This is a genomic window from Nocardia altamirensis NBRC 108246 (assembly GCF_001612685.1).
GTDB lineage: Bacteria > Actinomycetota > Actinomycetes > Mycobacteriales > Mycobacteriaceae > Nocardia > Nocardia altamirensis.
Window position 1 is genome coordinate 36,656 of the sequence record NZ_BDAY01000054.1, and the last position, 23,347, is coordinate 60,002.

At 63.1% G+C, this 23,347-nt stretch carries 24 protein-coding genes; 17 read left to right on the forward strand and 7 right to left on the reverse strand.

Annotation, left to right across the window (positions count from 1 at the left end; translation table 11 throughout):
• Window positions 1-46: 46 nt before the first annotated feature.
• On the forward strand, window positions 47-568 hold the full coding sequence (locus NA11_RS27235) for a phenolic acid decarboxylase (protein ID WP_069164862.1): 522 nt from the start codon (window positions 47-49) through the stop codon (window positions 566-568).
• Between the two features lie 270 nt (window positions 569-838).
• Here the strand turns inward: NA11_RS27235 and NA11_RS27240 are convergent, their stop codons facing one another.
• Window positions 839-1,432 carry a TetR/AcrR family transcriptional regulator gene (locus NA11_RS27240; protein ID WP_167837742.1) on the reverse strand — a complete coding sequence of 198 codons (594 nt, stop codon included), beginning with the start codon at window positions 1,430-1,432 and terminating at the stop codon, window positions 839-841.
• A 129-nt stretch (window positions 1,433-1,561) separates the two neighbouring features.
• Here NA11_RS27240 and NA11_RS27245 point away from each other — a divergent pair, with 129 nt between their 5' ends.
• From NA11_RS27245 to NA11_RS27265, 5 genes are all read left to right on the forward strand, one after another.
• On the forward strand, window positions 1,562-2,107 hold the full coding sequence (locus tag NA11_RS27245; protein ID WP_069164864.1) for a phenolic acid decarboxylase: 546 nt from the start codon (window positions 1,562-1,564) through the stop codon (window positions 2,105-2,107).
• Window positions 2,108-2,140: 33 nt separating this feature from the next.
• Window positions 2,141-2,686, forward strand: a complete 546-nt coding sequence (locus NA11_RS27250; RefSeq protein ID WP_069164865.1) for a phenolic acid decarboxylase — start codon at window positions 2,141-2,143, stop codon at window positions 2,684-2,686.
• A 148-nt stretch (window positions 2,687-2,834) separates the two neighbouring features.
• A complete protein-coding gene (locus tag NA11_RS27255) occupies window positions 2,835-3,308 on the forward strand; it encodes a nuclear transport factor 2 family protein (RefSeq protein ID WP_069164866.1) in 474 nt (157 codons plus the stop codon).
• Between the two features lie 115 nt (window positions 3,309-3,423).
• Window positions 3,424-3,684: a hypothetical protein gene (locus NA11_RS27260; RefSeq protein WP_141717868.1), complete on the forward strand. Its 261-nt coding sequence runs from the start codon at window positions 3,424-3,426 to the stop codon at window positions 3,682-3,684.
• Between the two features lie 39 nt (window positions 3,685-3,723).
• On the forward strand, window positions 3,724-5,148 hold the full coding sequence (locus tag NA11_RS27265) for a hypothetical protein (RefSeq protein WP_141717869.1): 1,425 nt from the start codon (window positions 3,724-3,726) through the stop codon (window positions 5,146-5,148).
• Between the two features lie 493 nt (window positions 5,149-5,641).
• On the opposite strand, the gene NA11_RS27270 is transcribed toward NA11_RS27265, so the two are convergent.
• Both NA11_RS27270 and NA11_RS27275 read right to left on the reverse strand, forming a co-directional pair.
• The gene (locus tag NA11_RS27270; RefSeq protein WP_084655110.1) at window positions 5,642-6,646 is read right to left on the reverse strand and encodes an SMP-30/gluconolactonase/LRE family protein; all 1,005 of its coding nucleotides are present in this window, start codon (window positions 6,644-6,646) and stop codon (window positions 5,642-5,644) included.
• A 149-nt stretch (window positions 6,647-6,795) separates the two neighbouring features.
• Window positions 6,796-7,524 carry a TetR/AcrR family transcriptional regulator gene (locus NA11_RS27275; protein ID WP_084655111.1) on the reverse strand — a complete coding sequence of 243 codons (729 nt, stop codon included), beginning with the start codon at window positions 7,522-7,524 and terminating at the stop codon, window positions 6,796-6,798.
• A 194-nt stretch (window positions 7,525-7,718) separates the two neighbouring features.
• Between NA11_RS27275 and NA11_RS27280 the strand changes: the two genes are divergently transcribed.
• The 3 genes from NA11_RS27280 to NA11_RS27290 all read left to right on the forward strand — a co-directional run bounded on the left by NA11_RS27280 (window position 7,719) and on the right by NA11_RS27290 (window position 11,778).
• Entirely contained in the window at window positions 7,719-9,050 is a 1,332-nt protein-coding gene (locus NA11_RS27280; protein ID WP_069164869.1) for a metal-dependent hydrolase family protein, read from the forward strand.
• A gap of 100 nt (window positions 9,051-9,150) precedes the next feature.
• Window positions 9,151-10,623: an MFS transporter gene (locus NA11_RS27285; RefSeq protein ID WP_218023387.1), complete on the forward strand. Its 1,473-nt coding sequence runs from the start codon at window positions 9,151-9,153 to the stop codon at window positions 10,621-10,623.
• 78 nt (window positions 10,624-10,701) lie between these two features.
• Window positions 10,702-11,778 carry an amidohydrolase family protein gene (locus NA11_RS27290; RefSeq protein WP_069164871.1) on the forward strand — a complete coding sequence of 359 codons (1,077 nt, stop codon included), beginning with the start codon at window positions 10,702-10,704 and terminating at the stop codon, window positions 11,776-11,778.
• A 448-nt stretch (window positions 11,779-12,226) separates the two neighbouring features.
• Here NA11_RS27290 and NA11_RS27295 read toward each other — a convergent pair whose 3' ends face one another.
• A complete protein-coding gene (locus NA11_RS27295) occupies window positions 12,227-13,147 on the reverse strand; it encodes a DNA-processing protein DprA (protein ID WP_069164872.1) in 921 nt (306 codons plus the stop codon).
• 614 nt (window positions 13,148-13,761) lie between these two features.
• Here NA11_RS27295 and NA11_RS27300 point away from each other — a divergent pair.
• From NA11_RS27300 to NA11_RS27310, 3 genes are read left to right on the forward strand one after another with little or no spacing between them, the layout of a single operon-like run.
• Complete coding sequence (locus NA11_RS27300) at window positions 13,762-15,330, forward strand: type I restriction-modification system subunit M (RefSeq protein ID WP_069164873.1); 1,569 nt, start codon at window positions 13,762-13,764, stop codon at window positions 15,328-15,330.
• Window positions 15,323-16,507, forward strand: a complete 1,185-nt coding sequence (locus NA11_RS27305) for a restriction endonuclease subunit S (RefSeq protein WP_069164874.1) — start codon at window positions 15,323-15,325, stop codon at window positions 16,505-16,507. The genes NA11_RS27300 and NA11_RS27305 overlap by 8 nt, the downstream gene beginning before the upstream one ends.
• Before the next feature lie 15 nt (window positions 16,508-16,522).
• On the forward strand, window positions 16,523-19,600 hold the full coding sequence (locus NA11_RS27310) for a type I restriction endonuclease subunit R (RefSeq protein ID WP_069164875.1): 3,078 nt from the start codon (window positions 16,523-16,525) through the stop codon (window positions 19,598-19,600).
• 376 nt (window positions 19,601-19,976) lie between these two features.
• On the opposite strand, the gene NA11_RS45855 is transcribed toward NA11_RS27310, so the two are convergent.
• Window positions 19,977-20,135, reverse strand: coding sequence for a hypothetical protein (locus NA11_RS45855; protein ID WP_167837743.1), 159 nt, complete (start codon window positions 20,133-20,135; stop codon window positions 19,977-19,979).
• Window positions 20,136-20,339: 204 nt separating this feature from the next.
• On the opposite strand from NA11_RS45855, the gene NA11_RS27315 reads away from it, so the two are divergent.
• Together NA11_RS27315 and NA11_RS27320 are read left to right on the forward strand one after the other, a co-directional pair.
• Window positions 20,340-20,555: a hypothetical protein gene (locus NA11_RS27315; RefSeq protein WP_069164876.1), complete on the forward strand. Its 216-nt coding sequence runs from the start codon at window positions 20,340-20,342 to the stop codon at window positions 20,553-20,555.
• Between the two features lie 139 nt (window positions 20,556-20,694).
• Window positions 20,695-20,928 (forward strand): site-specific integrase, encoded by a 234-nt coding sequence (locus NA11_RS27320; RefSeq protein WP_069164877.1) that lies wholly within the window; start codon window positions 20,695-20,697, stop codon window positions 20,926-20,928.
• Window positions 20,929-21,038: 110 nt separating this feature from the next.
• On the opposite strand, the gene NA11_RS27325 is transcribed toward NA11_RS27320, so the two are convergent.
• Window positions 21,039-21,278, reverse strand: coding sequence for a hypothetical protein (locus tag NA11_RS27325; RefSeq protein WP_069164878.1), 240 nt, complete (start codon window positions 21,276-21,278; stop codon window positions 21,039-21,041).
• A 208-nt stretch (window positions 21,279-21,486) separates the two neighbouring features.
• Here NA11_RS27325 and NA11_RS27330 point away from each other — a divergent pair, with 208 nt between their 5' ends.
• From NA11_RS27330 to NA11_RS45030, 3 genes are all read left to right on the forward strand, one after another.
• Window positions 21,487-21,789, forward strand: coding sequence for a hypothetical protein (locus tag NA11_RS27330; protein WP_069164879.1), 303 nt, complete (start codon window positions 21,487-21,489; stop codon window positions 21,787-21,789).
• A gap of 148 nt (window positions 21,790-21,937) precedes the next feature.
• Window positions 21,938-22,258: a hypothetical protein gene (locus NA11_RS27335; protein ID WP_141717870.1), complete on the forward strand. Its 321-nt coding sequence runs from the start codon at window positions 21,938-21,940 to the stop codon at window positions 22,256-22,258.
• A 3-nt stretch (window positions 22,259-22,261) separates the two neighbouring features.
• Window positions 22,262-22,582 (forward strand): hypothetical protein, encoded by a 321-nt coding sequence (locus NA11_RS45030; protein WP_141717871.1) that lies wholly within the window; start codon window positions 22,262-22,264, stop codon window positions 22,580-22,582.
• Here NA11_RS45030 and NA11_RS27340 read toward each other — a convergent pair.
• Window positions 22,525-23,337, reverse strand: a complete 813-nt coding sequence (locus tag NA11_RS27340; RefSeq protein WP_141717872.1) for a hypothetical protein — start codon at window positions 23,335-23,337, stop codon at window positions 22,525-22,527. The two genes, NA11_RS45030 and NA11_RS27340, sit on opposite strands and share 58 nt — an antisense overlap.
• Window positions 23,338-23,347: the final 10 nt, after the last annotated feature.

Sequence of the window (23,347 nt, forward strand, 5' to 3'; positions counted from 1 at the left end):
TTGCTACCGCAAATGTGCAGCAATTATTGCGACGAGGAGGCATCGAATGACTACCGTTATCGAACGCGCCATCCCAGTGCAAGACTTCTCCGGCATCGTGGGCCAGCACATTATTTACACCTACGCCAACGGTTGGATCTACGAGGTGTACGTCAAGAACGAGTCGACCATCGACTACCGAGTCCATGGGGGCGATGTCGCCGGGCGTTGGGTGAAGGATCAGCCCGTCGAGCTTGCCAGGGTGGCGACGTCGATGTTCACGGTGTCGTGGACCGAACCTACGGGCAATACCGTCAGTTTGTTGATCAACATGGCGGAGCGCTGGTTGCACTGCGCGACCTGGTTTGCGAAGTGGGTTCACGACAATCCCAAACTGACAGTCATGTTCCAGAACGACCACCTTGACGAGATACGCGCATTGCGTGACAAAGGACCGGTCAGCCCGCAATTCATGCTGCATGAGTTCGCCACCATCACATTCGCCGAGAACAGCGGCATCGACAACGAAGATGTCATCGACTGCGCCCCAGGCGATCTGCCCAAGGGGTACATCACCCGCACCAACTGAGCATCGATCGCGCGGCCGTTCGAACCAACGGACGCGCAGTCCGCGCTACCGGAGTCGATTCAATTGACGAATCAACCGTGAACGGGTTCGTCAGCCGCCACCACCCCGACCACGCCTCTTCATTTGAGATTGTCGGTGTCGATTCCGGTCCAATACTGAACTGGTAGTTCGGGCGAACCTTGACTCACCCCGTGACGAATCATTAGGTGATCAACGTGGAGAACCAGGCGGAGATCCACAGGTCGGATCGGGCCGAGGGGTATGGATTGTTCAATCGGCGCGGATGCCGCGGGCGATCACGTCCAGGGCGGTGTGGCGGGTGTGATCATCGGGGTGGTGGATTGTGGCGGTGATCATGCCGGTGATCAAGGGCTGGATTGCTTCCAGGGTGATTTCGGGGCGGATCTGCCCGTTCCGTTGGGCCCTGGTGAACAGGTTCTGCAGCGTGGTGTACATCTCGCTGTCGGGGGTGATGCCGGACGCCGCTGGATACGGGGTGCCGGCTTGCGCGATGAGTAGGTAGCGGTCGCGTGCGGCCAGGTCGAGCAGCATGGTGATCGTGTCCAGCAGACCTTGCAGGGCGTCGGATGAATCGGCGTAGGGGCGGGCCTGCTGGTCCATATTTCGGAGGGTGTCGGCGACCAGCGCCGCCAGCAGACCCTGTTTGCTGCCGAAGCGCCGGTAGATGGTGGCGACGCCCACCCCGGCGTGTTGGGCGATGTCTTCCATCTGTGCGTCCGCGCCGTCCCTGGCGACGACGTATCTACCGGCTTCGAGGACCCTGGTGAGGTTACGCGCCGCGTCTGCCCGCAACGTCGGTTCGGCGGCAGGGTTCAGGCCCCGGTCGGCATGTGTATCGGCCACATTGTTCAGGGTGGCATAGCACACAGCTAATTGACAAGCGGAATTCCGGTTCCACATACTGAATGAATAAGCGAAACCGTGATTCCGGTTAGTGCGAGATGCGGAACCCCGACACCAGGAGGTATTGCCATGACGACATCACAGGTATCCACGCCACTTCCCCAGGACAATCAGGACCTCTGCGGCCTGCTGGGCAAGCATCTGATCTACACCTACTCCAACGGCTGGAAGTACGAGCTGTACATCAAGAACGCCAGTACGGTCGAATACCGAGTCCACCCCAGCAAAGGCGAACCGAACCCCCTGACCGGGCGCTGGGTGAAGGATCTGAAGGCGGTGACCGCGCGGCTCGGCGACGGGCTCTACTCGGTCGCCTGGGTCCAGGTCGCGGGCACGTGCGCCAGCCTGGTGATCAACACCCAGCAGCGGTGGCTGCACTTTGCCGGGTTCCTCGCCAAATGGGCCAACGACAACCCGGCACCGCTCGCCGGGTTCCAGAACGACCACCTCGACGAGATACTCCGTTACCGCGACATCGGGCCGATCGCCCCCCAGATGCAGGAGGACCTGTTCGCCACGATCACCTTCCTCGAAGACCGCGGCGTCGACAACGAGGATGTCATCGCCTACCCGCCCGAGCAGGTGCCCGACGGCTTCCTCGACCGCACCAACTGACCCCATCCACCCGCTCGGCAGAAAGGATTTGTCATGGTGACATCACAGTTCGCCACCCAACTTCCGCAGGACAACCAGGATCTCAGCGGCCTGCTGGGACAACATCTGATCTACACCTACTCCAACGGCTGGCGCTACGAGCTGTACATCAAGAACAGCAATCACGTCGAATACCGAGTCCATGCCAGCGTCAAAGACGTGAACCCGCTGGCAGGCCGCTGGGTGAAAGACCAGAAAGCGGTGATCGCCCGGCTCGGCAACGGGATGTACTCGATCGCCTGGAACGAGCCGACGGGCACCTGCGTCAACCTCGTCATGGATACCGAGCAGCGGTGGGTGCATTTCACCGGCTTCCTGGCCAAGTGGGTCAGCGACCATCCCGAGTTGACTGTCGTATTCCAGAACGAGCACCTGGCAGAAATTCAGGCTCTCCGCGATGCCGGACCGATAGCACCCCAGGTGCAGGCCGACCTGTTCGGCACCATCAGTTTCGCCGAATACTCCGGCACCGACAACGAGCAGGTCATCGCCTCCCCTCCCGGCGACGTGCCCGACGGCTTCCTCGACCGCACCAACTGAAACACCGACGCCCCAGCCAATCCAGAGCCGATGTCCGGCAACCGTTTTCACCACATCCGAACAACGAGGAGTTTCCGATGACCACGATATTCCAGAACACCCACACCGGCACCACGCTTGCCCAGCCGGCCGAGCCAGGCGCAACACCATGAGGACCGCGACCGCGCCCGACACCGAACAGGTGGTGGCAAAGTTGTCGGCCCGCCTGCAACGACTCGAAGACATCGAGCAGATCCAGGCGATGCACCGAACCTACGTCCGCCACCTCGTGAATCAGCAGTGGGACCAGATGGTGGCACTGTTCACCGCCACCGCAGTCGTCGACCTGGGGCACGACGGCGTCCGCCGAGGCCACGAAGACATCGCCGCCCTGTTCGGCCTGTTCGACGCCTTCTACGCGAACGGCAACCCCCGCGCGGGCTACGTGCTGAGCTCCCCCGTCATCGAAGCCACCGGACACGACGCCACCGGCACATGGACCCTGCATCGGTTCGCAGTCGATGGTTCCTGGACCGAGGACCGCTACCACTGCGAATACCGAAAAACCACCGAGGGCTGGCGATTCAGCCACTTACAGCTCCGAGCTGTGGTATCCGCCACGCAGCCCGAGCCGGGCCCCTGAGACGACACACCACTCAACCAGAGCCGCCCGGACCTCACAAATTTCACCACTTGGCTGGCGGTCGGCGTTCAGCGCGTCAAAGCGCGATACGCCGCCGCCATGGCAAACTTCTAGCATGCGCATCGACAAGGGGGATCGCACGCGAACGACCGCATCGGTGCTTGTCCTTTCGTTGGGCGCTTTGTGCACTAATTTGACCGGTTGTGCGGCCGAAAGTCCGCCGGAGGTCCAGTCCACCAATGTCAGAGTCGGCGCGCCAGCCGAGCATGAATCGCCCGATGGCGATCATCCGGCAATCGAATATGTTCCGACTGGGCCGCTGCTGGCCGACAACGGATTTCGGCCCACTCGCAACGGCTTCAAGTTCCAGAACTAGGGCAACGAGGCACAGCCCGCCAACCTGACCCCGCAGTCGATGAACGGGGTGTTCGGGGACGGGGTTTGTGCCAACATCGAAGAGGGGCAGTGCCACCTCATCCCCCAGGCCCAAGCGTGGATGGACGAGGAGAACAAGGGCATGGATGGTGGCCACTGCTTCGGTATGTCGGCCACCAGCCTGGCGCTCTACAAAAAAGCGCTCGACCCAGCGAGTTTCGATGTTTCGGACGCGGCCCACCTGGAGTTCACCAGTAACAGCCAACTCCAAGAAGCGATTGCCGAGCCGCAGGCAACGCAGCTGCTGCCTATGGCGACCAGCGGCCACATCAAGGGAACGCCGAAGCAGATAGTCGATAAACTGATCGAGGTTCTACGACCGGACAACCCCGAGACCTATGCCGTGGCGTTCTTTATGCCCGACGGGAGCAAAGGGCATGCGGTGACCCCCTATGCGGTCGAGGACAAGGGTGACGGCAAGGTCGATATTCTCATCTACGACAACAACTTTCCGATGTCAACCCGCGTGATCGAGGTCGACCGCAGTGCCGACACCTGGCGATATGAGACGGCGGCCAACCCTGCCGAGCCCGCTGAACCGTATTTCGGTGACGCCGCTACCCAGACGCTGGACATCCGTCCCACCAAGCCGACCGAGCCCTGGTCGCAGCAACACGAGTTCCCCTACTACGGCAACCAGCACAAGGGCGGCACCGGCGCCGCAGCGGCTCAGGGCGCACCGGCGGTGCTGGTGTACCTCGATGGCGACCGCACCGATCACGGCCACCTGCTGATCACCGACGACGCGGGGCGCCGGACCGGATTTGTAGACGGCAAGCGAGTCAATGAAATTCCGGGCGCGACAATGCAGAGCAGCCTGGCGGACAAACCCAAGACCGACCTGGAACCGGAATACAGCATTCCGGCGGGCATCCACTTCACCGTCACCGTAGACGGATCCGGACTGAAGAAGAAAAAAGAGGACGAAACCTCCGTCACGATCTTGGCCGATACCTACAGTGTCTCGGTCGACGGCATCAAACTCCGACCCGACACCAAGGCGGTCATCGACCCCGCGCCGAACGGCGAACGACTCGACTTCACCTCGTCCGACAGCCAGGCGCCGCAACTCGAGTTCGGCATGTCCTACGACCATGCCGACTACATCTTCACTGTGGCACGAGCGGCAGTGAACGCCGGCGGAACCATCTCCGCCGCACTGCCGCTGGACCGCTGGGACTTCACCCTCGACGCCACCAAGGCCGGCGCTCCGGGCGATTACGGCCTCGCTATCGAGCGATTGGACAACCAAGACGTCCGAAAGTTCCAGCGCAACAATGTCAAGATCGCCTCGGGCGCGACCGGCACCCTCGATTACCAAGCCTGGGACACCGGCCAGAAGGCGTTACCGTTCACCGTCACGAACCAGGGCCAGCAAACCACCCAGGACCTGGGCGAAAGTTAGGTATCCAACCAGTAGATCGAAGAACGAAATCAGCTGACTGTTCGCCAGTGGGGGGCTGCTGTGACGCAAAACGCCCCTGACCATATGGTATGGCTTGGTCAGAGGCGCTTGCCGTGGCGGAGGATAGGGGATTTGAAACCACCCGTTTCCGCAGGTCGGAGATTCTTTCAGTGCGTTTTCGCAGCATTTCGGGACCGTTCAGGACAATTCACGACACAAACGTTCGCTCCAGGACGTGACGCGGTCAACACGGTCGGCCGAGTCATTTCGTCGCGGAAACTCGAGTTGGCCAGTGCATTTCACGACAGTTCGGTGCAATCGGGGATACTTCCGCTTCCTTGTCACTGCCGCGGTCAACTTGTGCCGGTGGTGGTTGTTCCTGAGGACTGACCAGAAGTTGCGGGGGTGGTGTCTTCGCCGCTTCGGCCAGATCTGCGAGGTTTTCGAGCAGACTTTCTGGCATGTCGTTCGGAGACCTCCTGGTGGGGCCTGGTTATCGCCGCGGAAGGCGTTGGTATGCGGGGGTGAGGTCGACGCCAGGTGGTGGACGGAAGCGGCGGACGGTGCCGTCGAAACCGGTGGTGTAGAGCGCCCAGCTCGTTCCGTCGGGTGCGATACGGACCGAGGTCGGTCCGGCGGGCGGGAGACCGGCCGGGCCGGTGGTGATGGCGCATGAGGATCCGGTGTCCGGGTCGACCTGATGGACTGCGGCGGAGACGTTGCCGGCGACGAACAGGGTTCCCACTTGGGTGGCTTCCATGTCGTCGGTCCCGGCCAGCAGGCCGGGGATCCTCGCGACCACGATCGGCGCGTCGGGGGTGTCGAGCGGGACCCGGATGATCTGGGAAGCGATGGTGTTCTCGGTGTAGATGGCCGCGTGGTCGGGTGTGAGCGCCAGGCCGTTGGGGTCGGCGACGTGAGACCACATCGGTGTGAACTCGCCTGTGGCGGGCCGGAAGCGTGCGATACCGCCGGGCGGGCTGAAGTAGGAGAGGCCGCCGATGAGCAGGTCGCCGTCGGGAAGTGCCAGTAACCCGTTCGGGGCGTTGAGGCCGGTGAGCAGGGTTGTCGTCGCGCCGGTTGCGGTGTCGAGTCGTTGTAGTGTTCCGGTCGGCGGGCCTACCCGTAAGGAGTTGTTGGTGAGGAAGTACAGGAATTGGCCGATGAGCCGGATTCCCGCCGGGCGGTCCAGATTGGTCAGTACCGTCTCGACGTGCCCTGCGGCATCGATGTGGTAGATGATGCCGTTCTGAATTCCGGAGCCGTAGAAGCCGTCTTCGCCGTCGGGTTCGAGGTTTTCCAGGAGACCGAGTCCGGTGGCGAGTGTGGTGGATTCCCAACCGGCAGAACATGACTCCGGAGCGGCGCTGGCATCGACGGTCGGCTCCGAGGCAATGATTCCTGCGGCGATGACGACGGTGACGGCAGCCGCCCGAAGTCGACGGCTGCCGATCGTGCTCCGCAGCGGCAATTGTCGTCGACAAGAGGGTTCTGTCATTCTCGACTCCTTTACAGGGTTGAATACCGATACCTGCTTGCCCGACCTCTTTCGCTGCTGATCATTATCTGTTCAAAGGCAGTTTCGACCATAAACAGCACCACAGCCCGCACTGCCGATCGCGGCCGGTTCGAACATGTGAACACACCTCATTCCTGGGGAGGTTGTTTGCTGGCGTGGAGTTCGACGGCATCGAGGACCAGGTCGAGTCCGAGTTCGAAGCGGTCCTCGGTGGCGGCGTCGGCGAAGTAGGGCGCGGCCGCGGCGAGATGGGGGTACCGGGAAGGGGGCGCGGCCAGATACTCCCGGGCAGATGCCGCCACGTCCTCGGTGCGGGTTTGCTCGTCGAGGCCGACGGTGATGGCTTCAAGCGCGGTCGTGCCGAGCATCAGGTGTGTCAGGACCAGGTAGTAGCGTGCCGCCTCGCGGTCGTCCATCCCGGCGGCTTTGAGGGCGCCCAGGCCCAGCTCGACGGCCCGGAATTCGGCGGCGCCGCGGGTGTCGCGTGACGCGGCCAGGACGGCGAGGCGGGGATGAGTCAGATACGCGCGCCGGATTCCGAGGCTGAGCTCACGCAGGGTGGTCCGCCAGTCCGGACCGGGCTCGAAATCGGCCACGGCGGTGCCCAGCAATCGGTCGGCCAGGGCGAGTAGCAGTTCGTCCATGCTGCGGAAGTGCCGATAGATCGCGGTGTGATCGACACCGAGCTCGGCACCCAGCGCGCGGATGGTGAGTTTGTCCGGCCCGTCGCGCTCGACCAATGCCAAGGCGGCGTCGAGGAGCACTTCCCGGGACAGGAACCGCGTCTTCTCGCTGCCTGCTGCCTCAGCAGCGGGCTTCTTCCGGGGGCGTCCGGCGCTTGTCTTTTTCGTGGTCACGACCTCAGTGTGCCAGATTCTGTCGCCGTTGTCACCATTGGTGACTCCAGTGTTGACACCGAGTTGGGTGAAGGGTTAGCTTCGGTGGCGAGGTGATCGTGACCTCGTGAACAGGAAGTACCGGTCTCGAGCCGAGACGTAGCACAGACGAAAACCCAGGAGCGGTCCACGACCGAACGACCTCGAGGAGCCTCATGACCAGCACGGGTAGCGGTGACGTGATCATCCGCAATGTTCGAGTGTTCGACAGCCGGGCGGGACGATTGTCGGAGACCCCGCAGGTGGTGGTGGTGCGCGGCACCACGATCGACGCGATCCATCCGCTCGGCGTGACACCGGCAGAGGCCGAGACGGGCGCCACCGTGATCGAGGGGGGAGGCCGCACGCTGATCCCGGGGCTGATCGACGCGCACTGGCACGCGACCATGGCGACGGTCCCGATGCCGGACCTCATGACCGCGGATCTCGGATACATCCACCTCTCGGCCGGTGCCGCCGCGACGCAGACCGTGTTGCGCGGGTTCACGACCGTGCGGGATATGGGCGGGCCCGCGTTCGGACTCAAGCGCGCCATCGATACCGGCGTCATCACGGGGCCACGGATCTTCCCCTCCGGGGCGATGATCTCGCAAACCTCCGGTCATGGCGACTTCCGCTCTGTCCATGAGCTCCCGCGGGGCCGGACCGGCGAGCACAGCTACCCCGAAATGGCCGGAGTCACCAGCATCGCCGACGGCGCCGACGAGGTGCTGCGCGCGGCGCGTGAACAACTCATGCAAGGAGCCAGCCAACTGAAAGTATTGGCGGGCGGCGGGGTCGCGTCCGCCTACGACCCGCTCGAGGCCACCCAGTACACCGAGGCCGAGATTCATGCGGCCGTGGCGGCCGCGCAGAACTGGGGGACCTACGTCGCGGTGCATGCCTACACCCCGCACGCGGTGCGGCAAGCCATCCGGGCGGGGGTCAAGTCCATCGAACACGGGCATCTGCTCGATGAGGCCACCGTGGAACTCATGGCCGCGCAAGGCATCTGGTGGAGCATGCAACCGTTCCTCGACGACGAGGACACGCCCCCGCAGTCGCCGGCCAGCCGCGTGAAGAACGCCCTGGTGGCGCGCGGCACCGACAATGCCTACGCGCTGGCCAGGAAGTACGGAATCCCGGTCGCGTGGGGCACCGACACGCTGTTCTCCCCCGAACTCGCTGCCCGGCAAGGTCACCGGTTGGCCGGAATGACCCGCTGGTTCACCCCTGCCGAGATCTTGACCATGGCCACCGCCACCAACGCGGATCTGCTGGCCCTGTCCGGACCCCGCAACCCCTATCCCGGTCGGCTCGGTGTGATCGAACCCGGCGCCCTGGCCGATCTGCTCGTGTTCGACGGCAATCCACTCGACGACATCACGATGCTCGGACGCCCCGACGAGGCGCTGGCGCTCATCGTCAAAGACGGTGCGGTCGTCAAGAACACCCTCGCTGCGACGGCGGCTCGGTTCGACAATCCGGACCTGATCGCCAGTATGTAGCCACGACCCCCGGAAATTGCACGCACCGGATTCCTATTCCATAGATGCGCATACTCTACCGCTGCTTCGTTAAGGATTTGATATGCAATATCGAGTCAAGGTGGCGATCGTCTATCTGCTGGGCTTTTTCATCGGCCTGCTCAATATGTTCATCGTGAATATCGCGTATCCGGATATCGGAGCGACATTTCACGCCGGTGTGAGTGAACTGACCTGGATCGGCACCTCCTACATGCTGGGCCTGACCGTCGTCATGCCGTTGAGCGTGTGGCTTGCGCAGCGCTTCGGCGAGAAACGCCTGATCGCCGCGTCCCTGTTGCTGTTCGGAATCGCCTCCTACGGAGCCGGTTCGGCGGGGTCGATCGATGTTCTCATCGGCATCCGCTTCGTTCAGGGCGCGGCGGCCGGATTGTTGATTCCGGTGGGCCAGGCGATGACCTACCGAAATTACCGGCCGGCCGAACGCGCCCGTCTGACGTCGATCATGATGGTCGTCGCTTTGATGGCCCCGGCGGTGTCGCCGAGCGTGGGTGGCATCCTGGTCGATCATATTTCCTGGCGGTGGATCTTCTGGCTGGATATTCCGCTGGCGGCGGTAAACCTCCTCCTGACGGTGCTGTGGCTGCAGCGCGACCCAGTCCGAGAGCCGCAACGATTCGACGTCAGAGGCTTCGCCTTGGGCAGCCTGTCGATCATCACCCTGCTCGTCGGGCTGTCGGAACTCGGCGAGCCCGGCGGTCGACCCCTCGGCGCCACACTGCTCGGTGTGGCCGTCGCGAGCGGCTACTTCTTCGTTCGCGCTTTGCGGAATGCTCCCGCACCGCTGTTGAAGCTGAGCCTGTTGAAGGGGAAGATGCTGGCCACGTCGATGGTCGTCTATCAGTCTGTTTCAGGAATATTCACGGGCGCGAACGTCATTCTGATGTTATATCTGCAGCAGCAGCTGTCAGTGTCCGCGACTTCGACCGGACTGCTGATGGTCCCCTGGGCCGCGGCCGCCGCGCTGGCGATCGGGGTGACCCGGACGGCCTTTAATAGAATTGGTCCCAAGGTATTGTTCACGGTGGGGATTTTCTTGCAGAGCCTCGGTCTGATGTTGCTGTTCTTCCTCGCTCACCCGATGAATCCGGTGCTCCTGATCGTCGCGTACGTTCTCATGGGGTTCGGCGGCAGCTTGTCCAGCAGCACGGCCCAAAGTGCTGCTTTCCTCGATACGCCCTCCGCTGAACTCGGGCAGGCGAGTGCGCTCTGGAATATCAATCGTCAGGCAAGTTTCGCAGTCGGTGTCGCCGTGGTCGGACTGGTCCTGGGCGTCTTCTCGTCGATGTTCTCTTCGGTCTCTGATGCCGGTGCCGGTGATCCGAGTATCGCGTTCCGCTGGAGTTTCGTTGTCGCCGCGGTCATCACGTTACTGCCGCTACCGCTGGTACTACGGCTGACCAGTTCATCGTCGTCCGCGCTTCGAGGCAGGAATGGTCGCCGGTGGTTGCCTGGGTACGCGCCGAAGAGGCGAATCCCCTCGTCCCCGCACGCATCATCCACGGCGGAGAAGACGGCGAGTGCATGTCGCTAGGAATTCCTGATCCCTCGGGGTCCCGCGCATCTACTTGCGAAGCCCGCTACCAATCGCGATGGAAAGAGTGCATCCACCATGAACACACCGAATGTCCATACCACTCGCCCGACCTCGTTCGGCCTGATCTTCCCGCCGGACGAGCCTTGGCTCGCGCGACAGGCCCGGGAGGAGATCTTGCTGCCCGACCTGCCCATCATCGACGCGCACCACCACCTGTGGGACCGACCCGGATACCGTTATCTGTCCGAGGAATTCGCCGCAGACACCGGCAGCGGCCACAACGTGATCGGCACGGTCCACGCCGAATGTCACACCGCCTACCGCACCGACGGACCCCCGGAGTTGGCACCGGTCGGCGAAACCGAGTACATCGCGGCGCTCGCCGCGGCCAGCGACGCCGCCGGTGGTCCGACCCGGTTGGCCGCGGGGATCGTCGGGGCCGCCGACCTCAGCCTGGGCGCCGCCGTCGACGACGTCATCGGGCAGCACATCGCCGCTGGTCAGGGCCGGTTCCGCGGCATCCGATACGACACTATTTGGTACGACCACGAAGCCGTCGAGTTCACCCACCCCGGTCACCGCCCGCAAATGCTCGCCGAGCCAGCCGTCCGGGCAGGCGCCCGCGTACTCGCGGACCACGATCTGCCCCTCGACGTCCAGCTGTTGTTCCCCCAGCTCGCTGATGCCGCCGAACTGGCCGATGGACTCCCCGAGCTACGACTGGTTCTCAACCACTGCGGCGCGCCCCTGGGCTTCGGCCCCTGGGCCGACAACCGTGCCGAACACTTCGCCCACTGGCAACGCGGCATCCGGGAACTGGCCGAGCGCCCGAACGTCGTCTGCAAGCTCGGTGGCATCCTCGCAAGCGGCCTCGGCTACGACTACCTCCACGCACCGGTCCCGGCGACCTCGACCGAACTCGCCGCCCTCTGGCGGCCCTGGTTCGACACCTGCATCGACGCCTTCGGCCCGCAGCGGTGCATGTTCGAAAGCAACTTCCCCATGGACAAGATGGGCACCGGATACGCCACCCTGTGGAACACCTACAAACGACTCGCCTCCGGTGGCTCGGACACCGAACTGACCTCCCTGTTCGCCGAGACCGCCCGCCGCACATATCGGCTGGACCTGCCTGCCGCGCCCCTGGCATGAATAAGAGCTCCGAACGTACCGGGGTGGTGACATGATCATCCGGAATGTCCGGTAGTACGTGCGTCTGCAGTACGAACGCTTCTCCTGCCACATTGACCATGGGAGATGGGTTGCCCGACAACTTTTTCCACGCACGGCTGATGGAGTTTGATCCCCGCGTACAGCAGTAGCGAGATTGTTTGAGCGAATCGAGTTTTCGACTCTGCGGATACGTTGTTCTTGTAACGCCACAGCAGCGCTGCCGACTGCTTCCCATCGATTCCGTAGACAAGTGGCGCGACAACGGATGTCACTCCATCAACAGACTTTCGCCCGTTGCACTGATAGCACAGCGCGAACCCCTCGGTCGGCTCCGCGCAGATCTGACAGGTTGCCATCGGATCTTTCATAGTGTTCCGGAGATAACCACCGGCCGTGCGGACGAGCTGATCGATCGGATCGGCTGCGCTCAATCGCGATCCAGCGCGACGGCGGGATCGGTAAGTGCCGGAACAGAGGCGTCGGTAGCGACAAGATCCTCAACCAGATGCAGTACTTCGGCAACGTTGGCGGCCACGTATACGCCTGGCCTGCCGACCAGATCGCGAGCCCAGGCTGTTGCTGCGACGACCAGATCGGTCATGATCACCGGTCGGCCGTGCTCCACCGATAGCCGGGCCTGGAGCCGTGCACCGCTGTGCTCGCCGGCCTCGATGACCACCGAGGCCAGCCCGAGCCCCGACATCGTTGCATTGCGTATCGGGAAATTGTGCTTCTGCGGCGGGGCATCGGGAAGGAACTGAGAGACGAGTGCACCCGTCGCGGAAACGCGGGCGTGCAGTTCACGATTGGCCGCGGGATAGATCTGGTTGATGCCGGTTCCGATCACACCGATCGGCCGCCCGCCCGCCGCGATCGTCGCAGTGTGCGCGGCGGTGTCGATACCTGCGGCCAGCCCGGACAGTACGGCGATGCCTCGGTCCACCAGGCCGCGGGCCACCTCCGCTGCGATAGTCAGACCACGTTCGCTCGCGGCTCGGGAACCAACGACCGATACGCCGATCTCGTCGGGCACGAGTTTGCCCTTGACGAACAGCATCGGCGGCAATTGATGAATGTCGCGCAGTGCCACCGGATATTCGGGATCGAGGACCGTCACCAGGTCGAAGTCCTGATCGCGCCACGCTTCCAGTGTGCTGCGGGCAGCGCCGAGCCGGTCGATCTCGGTGTCCATCCCATCCAGCAGCGGCGGGTGGAAGTCGTTCCAAATGTCGATCGCCGACCCTCGAATGACGACCTCGGAGGCGAGTGACGCCCAAGTCATACCCTTCGGGCGTTCGTCCATGAGGGCCAGCAGTGCCACACGTTCGCTGTCCCGGCCGCCCGTCATACCCGACAGCCTAGGGTCGTACGGCGAGCTCTGCGCGTCTGCGCGTATGTGTTTGATGCTGTGTGTCGTCACAAACCCTCCGCGCAGTAGTTCGAACTTACGTTCGATCCTAGCAATTCGGGTGCAAATTCGCACCCGAATTCACGGCCGTGAGTGGCTGGTAGCAGTAAAGAAAACGCTGGCCAGGCCCGTCGTAACGGACCTGGCCAGCGAATCAGCGCGGAGGATAGGGGATTTGAACCCATCCGTTTCCCCAGGTCAACTCTGCGACCAGCCAGTTTCGTTGCAGTTCAGGCTGTTTCGGCCCAATTGGCAATGCAAACGTTAGGCTCAGATGTTGACGCGGTCAACACGATCGGGGAGACGATTTGAAGTCGGTTCTTGAGGGGATCTCCCGGTGTGAAGACGGGCCGTGTGGTGTATGGATCCGTTTCCGGGTGTCGGCCGACTTCCTCTGACACTGCGGCGGCCTTTCCGCCGGTCATCGGCTGTCAATGTCGGTGGCGTCCGTTAGCCTCCCTGGAGGACTCTGCCGGTCACAGGTCGCCAGTGCACCGTCCAATCACCAGGGCCTTCGGGTCACCACCCTCTGACGAGCAAGGACACCCCGACTGATGGCAGTGACTCAGCAGGAGATCGAGACCCGGTTGTGGGACGCCGCCGATGAGCTGCGCGTGGCGATACCTGAAGCGCAGTACTCCTCAGTCGTCTTCCCGCTGATGTTCTGGAAGTACCTGTCGGATACCTGGGAGCACCACCATCAGGAATTCCTGGACGAGAACGAGGGCTTGGACGGCCTGTCAGCTGAGGAAGCTCGGGAGATCGAGTACCGCGACTACCAGTCGTTCGAAATCCCGAATATCCACCCTGGCACTGTCCAGGAGCGCCGCGCCTCGTGGTCGTCCATTCTCGCCACCGTCACCCAGCCGGGCCTCGGCCAGCGGGTCCGCGCCTCACTGCGGGCCATCGAGACGGCCAACCCTGACAAGTTCTCCCGCCTGTTCGGATCCATGACCTGGACCTCTGAAGAGGTGCTGCCGAGCGAGGTGTTGGCGGCGGTTATACGGGCGATGGATCGCACCCCGAAGATGCACGAGGGCAACATGTCCCACGACGTGCTCGGCGGCGCGTACGAGTACCTGCTGAAGCGGTTCTCCGACGGGTCCGGCACCCGTGCCGGCCAGTTCTTCACCCCGCGCGAAGTCGTGGAGTTGATCGTCGAGCTCTTGGACCCCAAGGGGTTCGAATCGGTGTATGACCCGACCTGCGGGTCGGGCGGCATGCTCATCGCCTCCGCGAACCTCCTGAAATCCCACGGCGGGCGGGGCTACACGCTCCGCCTGTACGGGCAGGAGTCCGTTCTGGACACAGCGGGTGTGGCACGCATGAACCTCTTCATGCACAACCTCACCCAGTTCCAGGTCGAGGTTGGTGACACCCTGAAGGAGCCTCGTTTCAAGAAGTCGGACGGGTCCGTCGCGCAATTCGACGTAATCCTCGCCAACCCGCCTTACTCGCTAAAATGGAAGCCCTGGAACAACGACCCACGCGCCATCGGCGGTATCGCACCGACGAAGTCGGCTGACTGGGCGTTCGTGCAGCACATGATCGCCAGCATGGATCCAGTAAAGGGCCGCGCTGGTGTCGTCCTTCCCCACGGTGTCCTCTTCCGGGGCGGGCAAGAAGCAGCCATCCGTCAGCGAGTCTTGAATGATGACCTCCTCGAAGCCGTCATCGGGCTGCCTGCCAACCTCTTCTACAACACCACCATTCCGACCTGCGTCCTGATTTTCCGTGCTCCCGGCACCAAGGCGCCAGAGCGGAAGGATGGTGTGCTATTCATCGACGCTTCCACGCGGTTCGTAAAGGCCACCAACCGAAACATCCTCACCGGCGCTGACGTCGCCGACGTGGTGACCGCCTACCATTCCACGTTCGATGCCGACGGCAATCCGGTAGATCTCGACGGCGGCATGGCTGCACGATTTGCTCCACTGTCGGAGATCGAGGGGAACGGGTACGACCTCAACATCGGCAGATACATCAAACATGTCGCTGCCGAGCAGGAGGATCTCGGCAGCCTCATCACGGCTTACAACATCGCCCGCGCTGAACGCCAGAAGGCCGAGCAGCGCATGCTCGCAGTGCTCGCGTCCGCGGGAATCGAGGGCTTCGATGAATGAGCAGTCGGAGTGGCCCCGGAAGCCGCTCTCCGACGTTGGAGAATTGATCCGCGGCCGTCGTTTTACGAAGAACGACTACGTGGAATCCGGGCTTGGCTGTGTGCACTACGCACAGATTCACACTGACTTTGGGGCCATTGCCAGGGATCCACTTGCGTTTCTGGCCGAAGATTCCCGTGCGCGAATGCGCCTCGCTCACCCTGGAGATTTGATCATCGCCGCGACTAGCGAGAACGTCGATGACGTCGGGAAGGCCGTCGCATGGCTCGGCGACGACGACGTCGCGGTTCACGATGACTGCTACATCCTCCGTCACGGACTCGATCCTGCATACGTCTCGTACTTCTTCACATCGTCTCTGTTCCATTCGCAGAAGATCAAGTACCTGTCCGAGACGAAAGTCGTTCGGATCTCGGGTACGAATCTCAGCCTAATCGAGATTCTCGTGCCCCCTCAGCGTGTGCAAGAACGGATCGTCCAGGTTGTCGGCGCGGTCGACGACCAGATCACCGCACTCAACGACGAAGCAAAGGCACTGGAGGGGGTGTACCGGTCGGCCACGTCTTTGCTCTGGTGCACCTGTGAGGGTGACGAAGCGGACTACCGATTACTCAGAGACGTGATGCACCTCGACATCGCACGGACCCCTATGGACGCGGGAACGATTTACCACCTCGCTGGAGTGCTCAATGCGGGCAAGGGCCTTGTTGATAGAGGTGTGCTCGATGGGGCCGATACCGAGTACACCGGGATGAATGTCCTTCGGGAGAACCAGGTGGTGATGCGGAAGCTGACTGCTTGGGAGGGGCCGATCACCGTAGTCACTGCCGAGTTCGACGCCTTCGTGGCGAGTAACGAGTTTCCGACCTTCACTCTCGCCGATGACATCGACCCAGGGTGGATGAAGCATGTCTGCCGGACACCTCGACTGTGGGCGGAGATGCAGAGCAGGGTAACCGGGACGGTGCAGCGCCGTAAGAGACTCAACCCCGACCAGCTCCTGTCGGTGGCGCTTCCGGTCCCTTTCCGACCTGAGCAGGAGCAGGCAGCAGAGGCCCTGGATGCAATCGAGGGGCAGATCGCTGTGATCCGCGCCGAGGCCACCAGGCTCCGTCAGGCTCGTGCAGGGCTGCTGACGAGCCTGCTGGACCGCACTGTCGATATCGAGTCCGCGTAGTTGGAGATCTGAGCAGTGGCTAAAGGCGTTAGAGAGCGTGAATTCCAGAACCTGATGATCCAGTGGTCCCTCCCGATGGGCTGGAACTTCACGGCCGGGCGGGCGTTGCCGCGTGAGACGACGCAGACGGTGGTCACCACCCAACTACGAGACGCCATCGTCAGGCTCAATGCTGGCGTGATCGACGGGTTCGACGTGGACGCCGTGGTCGCGGAGATCGTCGCTACGGTCAACGCTGTCGAGGGCGGGCTGGTGCGGGCCAACGAGCAGGTACTGCACATCCTGCGCGGACTGAAGGAATTCCGGGACGACGAGGGCGTGTGGCATGCGTTAAAGGTCATCGACTTCGAGCATCCGACCGACCCGACTGCGAACACGCTGGTCGTGTCGGACGAGGTGACAATCACCGTGCCCGGCAAGACTTCCCGCAGGTTCGACCTCGTGTACTGGGTCAACGGGCTGCCCCTGGTCGTCGTCGAGGTGAAGTCCCCGACCGCGAAGTCGGGGTGGGCGGGCGCAGCCCGGGAGATAAACAACGTGTACGCCACCGAGTACCCGTGGTTCTTCACCCCCAATGTCTTCGCCGTTGCCTCCGACGGGCTGAAGCTGCGCTTCGGCGCGGCCGGTGCACCGACGAACCTGTGGCATCCGTTCCGGTCCACCGCCGACGACGAGAACTTGTCTGGACAGGCCGATGTGCAGCGCTCGGTCGAGCTGCTGATGAACCCGGCCACCGTCCTGGACATGCTGGCGAACTTCGCGTTGTTCGACACATCCGGGGGTGGGGTGGACAAGAAATACCTGCCCCGCTACCCGCAGATGGAAGCCGCACACCTGATCCACGATCGGGTCCTGGAAGGCGGGTCGAAGGGCCTGATCTGGCACCACCAAGGCAGCGGGAAAACGTGGCTGATGGTGTTCGCTGCTTCGTTGCTGCTGGCCGACACCCGCACCGAGTCTCCTACGATCATCCTGCTGTCGGACCGGACCCAGCTGGTCCGGCAGACATCAGGGGTCTTCACCTCGGCGATGGGGGACGACTATTTCGAGCAGCCAACGACCAGTCAAGAGTTGCGTTCTTTGCTGGCCGACGACGTGCGTGGCGTCATCTCCACTACCGTGCACAAGTTCGCCGATGCCGGTAAGAACCTGTCGACTCGCAGCAACATCATCGTGATGGTCGACGAGGCACACCGCACCCAGTCCAAACGGTCGACGTCTCTGGCCGGGCAGATGCGTGCAGCATTGCCGCACGCGAAGTTCTTCGGCATGACCGGCACCCCTGTTAGGAACCTCGCTACCGATACCTTCGCCCTCTTCGGCGAGGAGAAAGACCCGGGCAGGGTGCTGCACCGATACTCGGTGTCCCGGTCTCTGCTGGATGGGGCCACCGTCCCGGTCATGCTGGATCCACACCCGGTGTCCTTCGAAATGAACGACGAGGAATTGCAGGCCGAATTCGACCAGTTCGCTGACGAATTCGACCTTGATGACCCCGACCGGGAGGCCCTGTCCCGTAAGTTCGGACGGCTCACCTCGGTGTTCACCAATCCCGACCGTATTCACGCGGTCTGCGAGGACATCGTTGACCACTACCTGTCCGGCGCCTATCGCAACGGCTTGAAGGCCCAGGTCGTCACCTATAACCGTGAGCTGGCCGTGGCGTACACCGACAAGATCAACGAACTGCTCGCCGGCTTCGAGACGTCACAGGTACTCGCCGCGGTCGGTAAGCACGACCGGATTACTGCCGAGGTGAACATCTCCGTCTCGGACGCCAAGGACGAAGACCCCGCGATGAAGCCGTTCAAGCTCTCGGAGACCGAGGAGGAGGATCAGAAGCGGCGATTCCTGACCCCGGATGACCCGCTGTGCTTCCTGGTGGTGACCGCGAAGCTGATGACCGGGTTCGACGCACCCAACGAGGGCGTCCTCTACCTGGACAAGCCGCTCAAGGCCCACAGCTTGTTCCAGACGATCAGCCGCCCGAACCGTACGTGGGTCTCCCCGACCGGGTTCGTGAAGACTACCGGCGTGGTCGTCGACTACATCGGCTTGGCCGGAGAGGTTCAGCGAGCCGTCGCCGACCCCACCGCAGCGGAGGCCGACCACGGCGGCGGGTTCGTCACCGACGTGTCCGAGCTGGTCACCGAGTTCCGCACCACCTTCGCTCGCATCGAAGATCTCCTCGCAGACGTGGACGGCCTGGACCTCACGGTCCATGGATACGAGTCCGTGCGAGCTATCAACGGCTTCCTCGACGTCAATCCTGGTGCGGCCGAGGTATTTACGAAGGATTACCGGCTTCTGAGCCGCCTGTATCCGTACATCAACACCGACAATCGGGTTGCCAAGTACCAGGACGGCTTCGGGCTGTTCGGGTCCGTGTACACAACCCTGCTCAAGAAGTCCTCCGACGAGGAACGGAAGGAACGGCTGAGCGAGCTGGGGCCGATGGTCTTGGAGATCATCAATGCCCACGTCCACTCATTCTCCGTGGTCGCTTCCCAGGAGGAAGCCCTCGTGCTGGACGCCCAGGGCATTGCAATCCTCAAGGAATTGCTGGCCTTGGTCCGCCTCAAGCCCGGCAAGGGCGCGGATAAGACGCCGCCGTCCGCAGCAGAGATCCTGCACGACATCAAGGCCGCCCTCGATAAGGGCGTCGAACCGGGGTCTGCGAAGTACACCGCCCTCGCTGAGCGGATCAGGCTGCTGCGGGACCGGATCATCCAGAACTCTCACGACGCCCTGGAGTTCCTGGCCGAAGCGCTTCGGATCGCTCGCGCCATCGTGAACGCCCAGAAGCACCCCGACGAAGCCATCGTGCTGGACGAGGACCGCGTGGGAGTCCTGACACGGATCATCCACGACCACGCACCCTCCGGCCTCACAATTACCGAGAGGAACCTGGCCGAGGAGATCGACCGGGTGGTCACCAACACCCTCGCCCGGTCATGGGACAACGCCGATGCCCGAAACCGAGGAGCCCGTCGCGCCACCGCCGCCGTCTTCCGCCGGTACATGTTGAAGCCGGTGGGGGAACCGTACGACTCCACCGTCGCCTACATCGAAGCGCATTACCTGGTCGACTGATCGGAAGAGCGGTGAGATTCGCGGCGTCGGCGAAGTGATCATTGGGCTCGAAATGGTGAAGCGCCGGACATTCACATAGCCGGAGGATCCTCGGGCAGTTCCTCGCCGTCGAAGCCTGTATGGACTCTGACGAACGCGATGCGCTCCGCGAAATGGGCGTCGACCCAGACGACCCACAGGTACAGGCCGGACAAGAGTGGGTGTCGGACCTGTTGAGGTGCTGCGGCATGTGGCTTCGCAATTGGCCATAGCGCAGACAGCTCCGCAACCGGACGCGGAGCGAGCGTCAGAGCGGGCACGATCTGACTGGTCGCGCGGCGGGTGGATTTGTCCCCGACAACGACACAGCCGTCGCCTGCGGGCGACGGCTGTGGTCTCAGTCAGCGAGCTTCACGACCGTGGGCCAGTACACGATTTGCGTTGAGCCCGCGGGTGCGCAGGCCGACCCGCCGCCGTTCCACGCGCCGAGGGCAAGGTCGTGGACCTCGCTGGAAATCGCGAGGTAGGTCTTCTCGGCGTCGGTCGCTGCGCTCATGGTGGTTGCCCTCCTACGGACTGTCGGTTAACGCTTGATGTATATACACATCTCCTCTGGATAGTCAACGAGTCAAGGTGTCGCGCTGCGATGAAAAGTGCTGTTAAGCACTGTTTTTGATGAAACTCTGACTTCAGAAGAGCAGGCAATCGAGCTATGGTTTGTATATACAAAGGCAACGGCAAACCTAGGAAAGGCGAAGACATGACCGTCGGCGAACTGATCAACCTCCTTCAGGACTTCGACCCCGAAACCCCCGTACGGCTGGCATCCCAGCCGAACTACCCCATGGAGTACAACATCCGACGCGTAGCCGAAACGGAGGATGCGGATGACGAGGGCCTCGGCATCGCCTGGATCGTCGAAGGCCGCCAGCTCGGCTACATGAGCCGCGAGGCGGCCGAAAACTGCTGGCAGTAAAGGGGCGACCTGGCGCGCCCAGCCGCTTCTGGCTTTCCGGCGGGGCGCGCCTTCAACTCAACTCTCGGAACGGAACCGGCGGGCATTCACGCCCTCCGTACCGACCAACTCGATCCTTGGCGCGTGCGGGCCGGGGTTGATGCTGCGTTACCGCAGGCGGGTGTGGGCACCGGCCGCCCAGGCGGTCGCCGATCGCTTGGGCACCCGGCGGCTTGCCCTGGCGATCTTGCGCATCACCTGCGCGGACTGGCTACTCAGCGCCGGGGTGCCCGTGGCGGAGGTCGCCGCCCAGCTCGGGTACGTCTCGGTGGTGCCGTTCCTGGACCGGCACCACGACCGCGTCACCGAGCTGGCGATCACGCCCCGCCGGTGATGTAAGGGATTGGGAGGCGCTCGCGCGCAGTGAGATTCGCGCGAGCGCCTCCCTTGTCCCCGGATCTGGCGCAGGCCGCTCCGGTCAGGCCGTCACCACCCGCCGTCCCCCTACTTCTTGCGGCGGAAAAGCGAAGGCCGCGTTGCGGATCCGGTACGCCGTCGCCGGATGCCTCGGCCGGTCAGTGTCGAGACGAGGGTGTCGATGTCGGTGGGGGTGAGGTCAACGCTCTGGTAGTTGCCGTTGTTGTCGTCGATGGTGAATCGGATGGTGCCGCTGGCGGTGGGGGTGATCTCGAGCTGGTCGCCGTCGAGGTCGGTGATGGTGAGGATTCTGGGGCGCTGAGTCATGGTGGTGTCCCTTTTGCTAGCCGGTCCGTTCTTGTATATACACACTAGCTCTGCACGACCCTAACGAGTCAAGCGAAATGATCACCGAAAAAGCCTGTTGTACAACCTAATAGGTCGAAATACTGACTTCCATTACGAGTACGGCAGAGCTAACGTTATATATACAAACCAAGGGCAAGCGCCCGAACGGATGGAGAGGATGTAGCCGATGACCGCGATCGACGCCATGACCCTGCGGGGGATTGCTGACGCGCACGACGGGATCGAGTTCCGCACGGACTACAGCGGTGGCACTCGCCACCGGACCTGCATCGCGGTGGTCACCGCGGACCCGGGCGCGGCCATAGTGGTCGCTTTCGACATCGCATCCGCGCTGGCCGCACGCGATGGCGACGGCGAGAATCCGGGCGCGATCCGCGACTACCTGCTCGAGTTCGCCCCCAGCGAGCGCCGCCGCGACATCGGCCACACGGTCGTCTACTGGACCGACCTGCACCTGGCCACCGGATAAACACGCCCGCGACGAGGCCGTGGCACACCACGGCCTCGTGCCGTTGCGGCACTCACGGGCGAGGCGGCGGAAGGCCCCGAATGGGAATTCAACGTAAATACGTCATGGCTAGGATGTATATACGTACTTCGAGCTGGAGGGTTGCATCGTGAGCAGTATGCGGTGGGTACGGGTGGCGGTCCTGCGGCCCGGACCGGGCTATGACTTCGTCGAAGCGCAGTGCCCGGCCGAGGAGCTCGGTAGCTACGACGGCGAGGCGTCCTACATCTGCCCGCAGTTCGACTTCGCGGTAGCCAGTCCCACGATCGTGCTCGACCGGGATGTCGAAGGTTTCCCGGCAGGGTGTTCGACGTTCGCGGAGTTCGGCCGGGATGAACGCGAGCAAGCGCGTCGGGAACACTGGAACTGCCAGCACGCGCGGTTCGGGAGTTCGTCGGTGGCAGACCGCATGTCGAATGTGAAGGAGTAGCTGATGGCAGCAGGGCGGTTGCGCAGTGTGCGGGTGCCTGACGAGGTCTGGGACGAGGCGATGGCTCGCGCGCAAGGTGAGGGCCGCTCGCTATCAGAGGTGATCGTGGAGGGGCTCGACCGTTATCGCACCGAGGGTACCGCTGGTGAGGCGCAGCAGCGTGCTGCGGTGCAGGTGCGTGCGGCGATGGAGTTACTGGGTGTGGTCGCTGAGACCTTGGAGTCCGGTGCACGCGGTCAAGCACAGGACTCCAAGCCCGCGCGGAGTCAACGCGGCGGCGACTCGAGTTCGGGGTCGGCGGAGCCGACGGCCAGCAAGCGATAGGCGATGCGGAAGCCGTCGGAGCCGGAGGCGGACATCGATTGTTCCAGGCGGACGGTGACCCGCTGTCGGATCAGCGCCGGAAGCTGGGCCAGGATCGGCTCGTCCACCGAGCCGTGGATGTCTCCGTCAGGGCGTTCGAGGTAGAAGTTCCGGCGTACGGTGCGCCGGTCGTCGAGAATGCCTGTGGCGGTGACGATTTCGGTGTGGCGATTCAAGTCGAGCAGGCAGGTGTGCAGTAACTCGGCCTGCTCGTAGGACAGCACTGAACTCTCAGGGCCGACCGTGCCCCGCAATTCCAACGTCAGGGAGCGATTGGTCTCGGCGAGGGCGTTGACCACTTGCCCGATGGCGACGCGCTGGCTGAACGGCAGCGACAGGATCGCATCGATTGCCAGGTCGTCAGAGTGCGACGACGGAAGCGTCTGGCACAGCTCACGCGCAGCCTGTTCGACTTGCGATGGGCTCAGTTCGGTGTCGTCGAGTGGTTCGTCGTTGGCGTCGGGTACTTGGGTCGGGAGGCCGAAGACCAGCGTGTGCGAGGTGAACGCGAGTGGAACCAGCGCCTTGAGGTCGCAGACGCTGATGTGCCTGAGCGACAGTCGTTTACCCGGTTCGAGGCGATGACGCCCGAACAGCGCGGTGGCACTCGCCAGGGCGAGAGCGATTGCCGCCGAGGTGTGTGCGGTCAGCGGGTCGTCGGCCGCGACGGTCAATCGTGGACTGGCATGAGGAAAGTAGTGTGCTTCAGCGGCCAACAGTGACGAC

Excerpts from the sequence above, each read along its gene's own strand:
- NA11_RS27235 (WP_069164862.1), top strand. The coding sequence starts at position 47 with ATGACTACCGTTATCGAACGCGCCATCCCAGTGCAAGACTTCTCCGGC.
- NA11_RS27245 (WP_069164864.1), top strand. The coding sequence starts at position 1,562 with ATGACGACATCACAGGTATCCACGCCACTTCCCCAGGACAATCAGGAC.
- NA11_RS27250 (WP_069164865.1), top strand. The coding sequence starts at position 2,141 with ATGGTGACATCACAGTTCGCCACCCAACTTCCGCAGGACAACCAGGAT.
- NA11_RS27255 (WP_069164866.1), top strand. The coding sequence starts at position 2,835 with ATGAGGACCGCGACCGCGCCCGACACCGAACAGGTGGTGGCAAAGTTG.
- NA11_RS27260 (WP_141717868.1), top strand. The coding sequence starts at position 3,424 with ATGCGCATCGACAAGGGGGATCGCACGCGAACGACCGCATCGGTGCTT.
- NA11_RS27265 (WP_141717869.1), top strand. The coding sequence starts at position 3,724 with ATGAACGGGGTGTTCGGGGACGGGGTTTGTGCCAACATCGAAGAGGGG.
- NA11_RS27270 (WP_084655110.1), bottom strand. The coding sequence starts at position 6,646 with ATGACAGAACCCTCTTGTCGACGACAATTGCCGCTGCGGAGCACGATC.
- NA11_RS27280 (WP_069164869.1), top strand. The coding sequence starts at position 7,719 with ATGACCAGCACGGGTAGCGGTGACGTGATCATCCGCAATGTTCGAGTG.
- NA11_RS27290 (WP_069164871.1), top strand. The coding sequence starts at position 10,702 with ATGAACACACCGAATGTCCATACCACTCGCCCGACCTCGTTCGGCCTG.
- NA11_RS27295 (WP_069164872.1), bottom strand. The coding sequence starts at position 13,147 with ATGACGGGCGGCCGGGACAGCGAACGTGTGGCACTGCTGGCCCTCATG.
- NA11_RS27300 (WP_069164873.1), top strand. The coding sequence starts at position 13,762 with ATGGCAGTGACTCAGCAGGAGATCGAGACCCGGTTGTGGGACGCCGCC.
- NA11_RS27305 (WP_069164874.1), top strand. The coding sequence starts at position 15,323 with ATGAATGAGCAGTCGGAGTGGCCCCGGAAGCCGCTCTCCGACGTTGGA.
- NA11_RS45855 (WP_167837743.1), bottom strand. The coding sequence starts at position 20,135 with ATGAGCGCAGCGACCGACGCCGAGAAGACCTACCTCGCGATTTCCAGC.
- NA11_RS27315 (WP_069164876.1), top strand. The coding sequence starts at position 20,340 with ATGACCGTCGGCGAACTGATCAACCTCCTTCAGGACTTCGACCCCGAA.
- NA11_RS27320 (WP_069164877.1), top strand. The coding sequence starts at position 20,695 with ATGCTGCGTTACCGCAGGCGGGTGTGGGCACCGGCCGCCCAGGCGGTC.
- NA11_RS27325 (WP_069164878.1), bottom strand. The coding sequence starts at position 21,278 with ATGACTCAGCGCCCCAGAATCCTCACCATCACCGACCTCGACGGCGAC.
- NA11_RS27330 (WP_069164879.1), top strand. The coding sequence starts at position 21,487 with ATGACCGCGATCGACGCCATGACCCTGCGGGGGATTGCTGACGCGCAC.
- NA11_RS45030 (WP_141717871.1), top strand. The coding sequence starts at position 22,262 with ATGGCAGCAGGGCGGTTGCGCAGTGTGCGGGTGCCTGACGAGGTCTGG.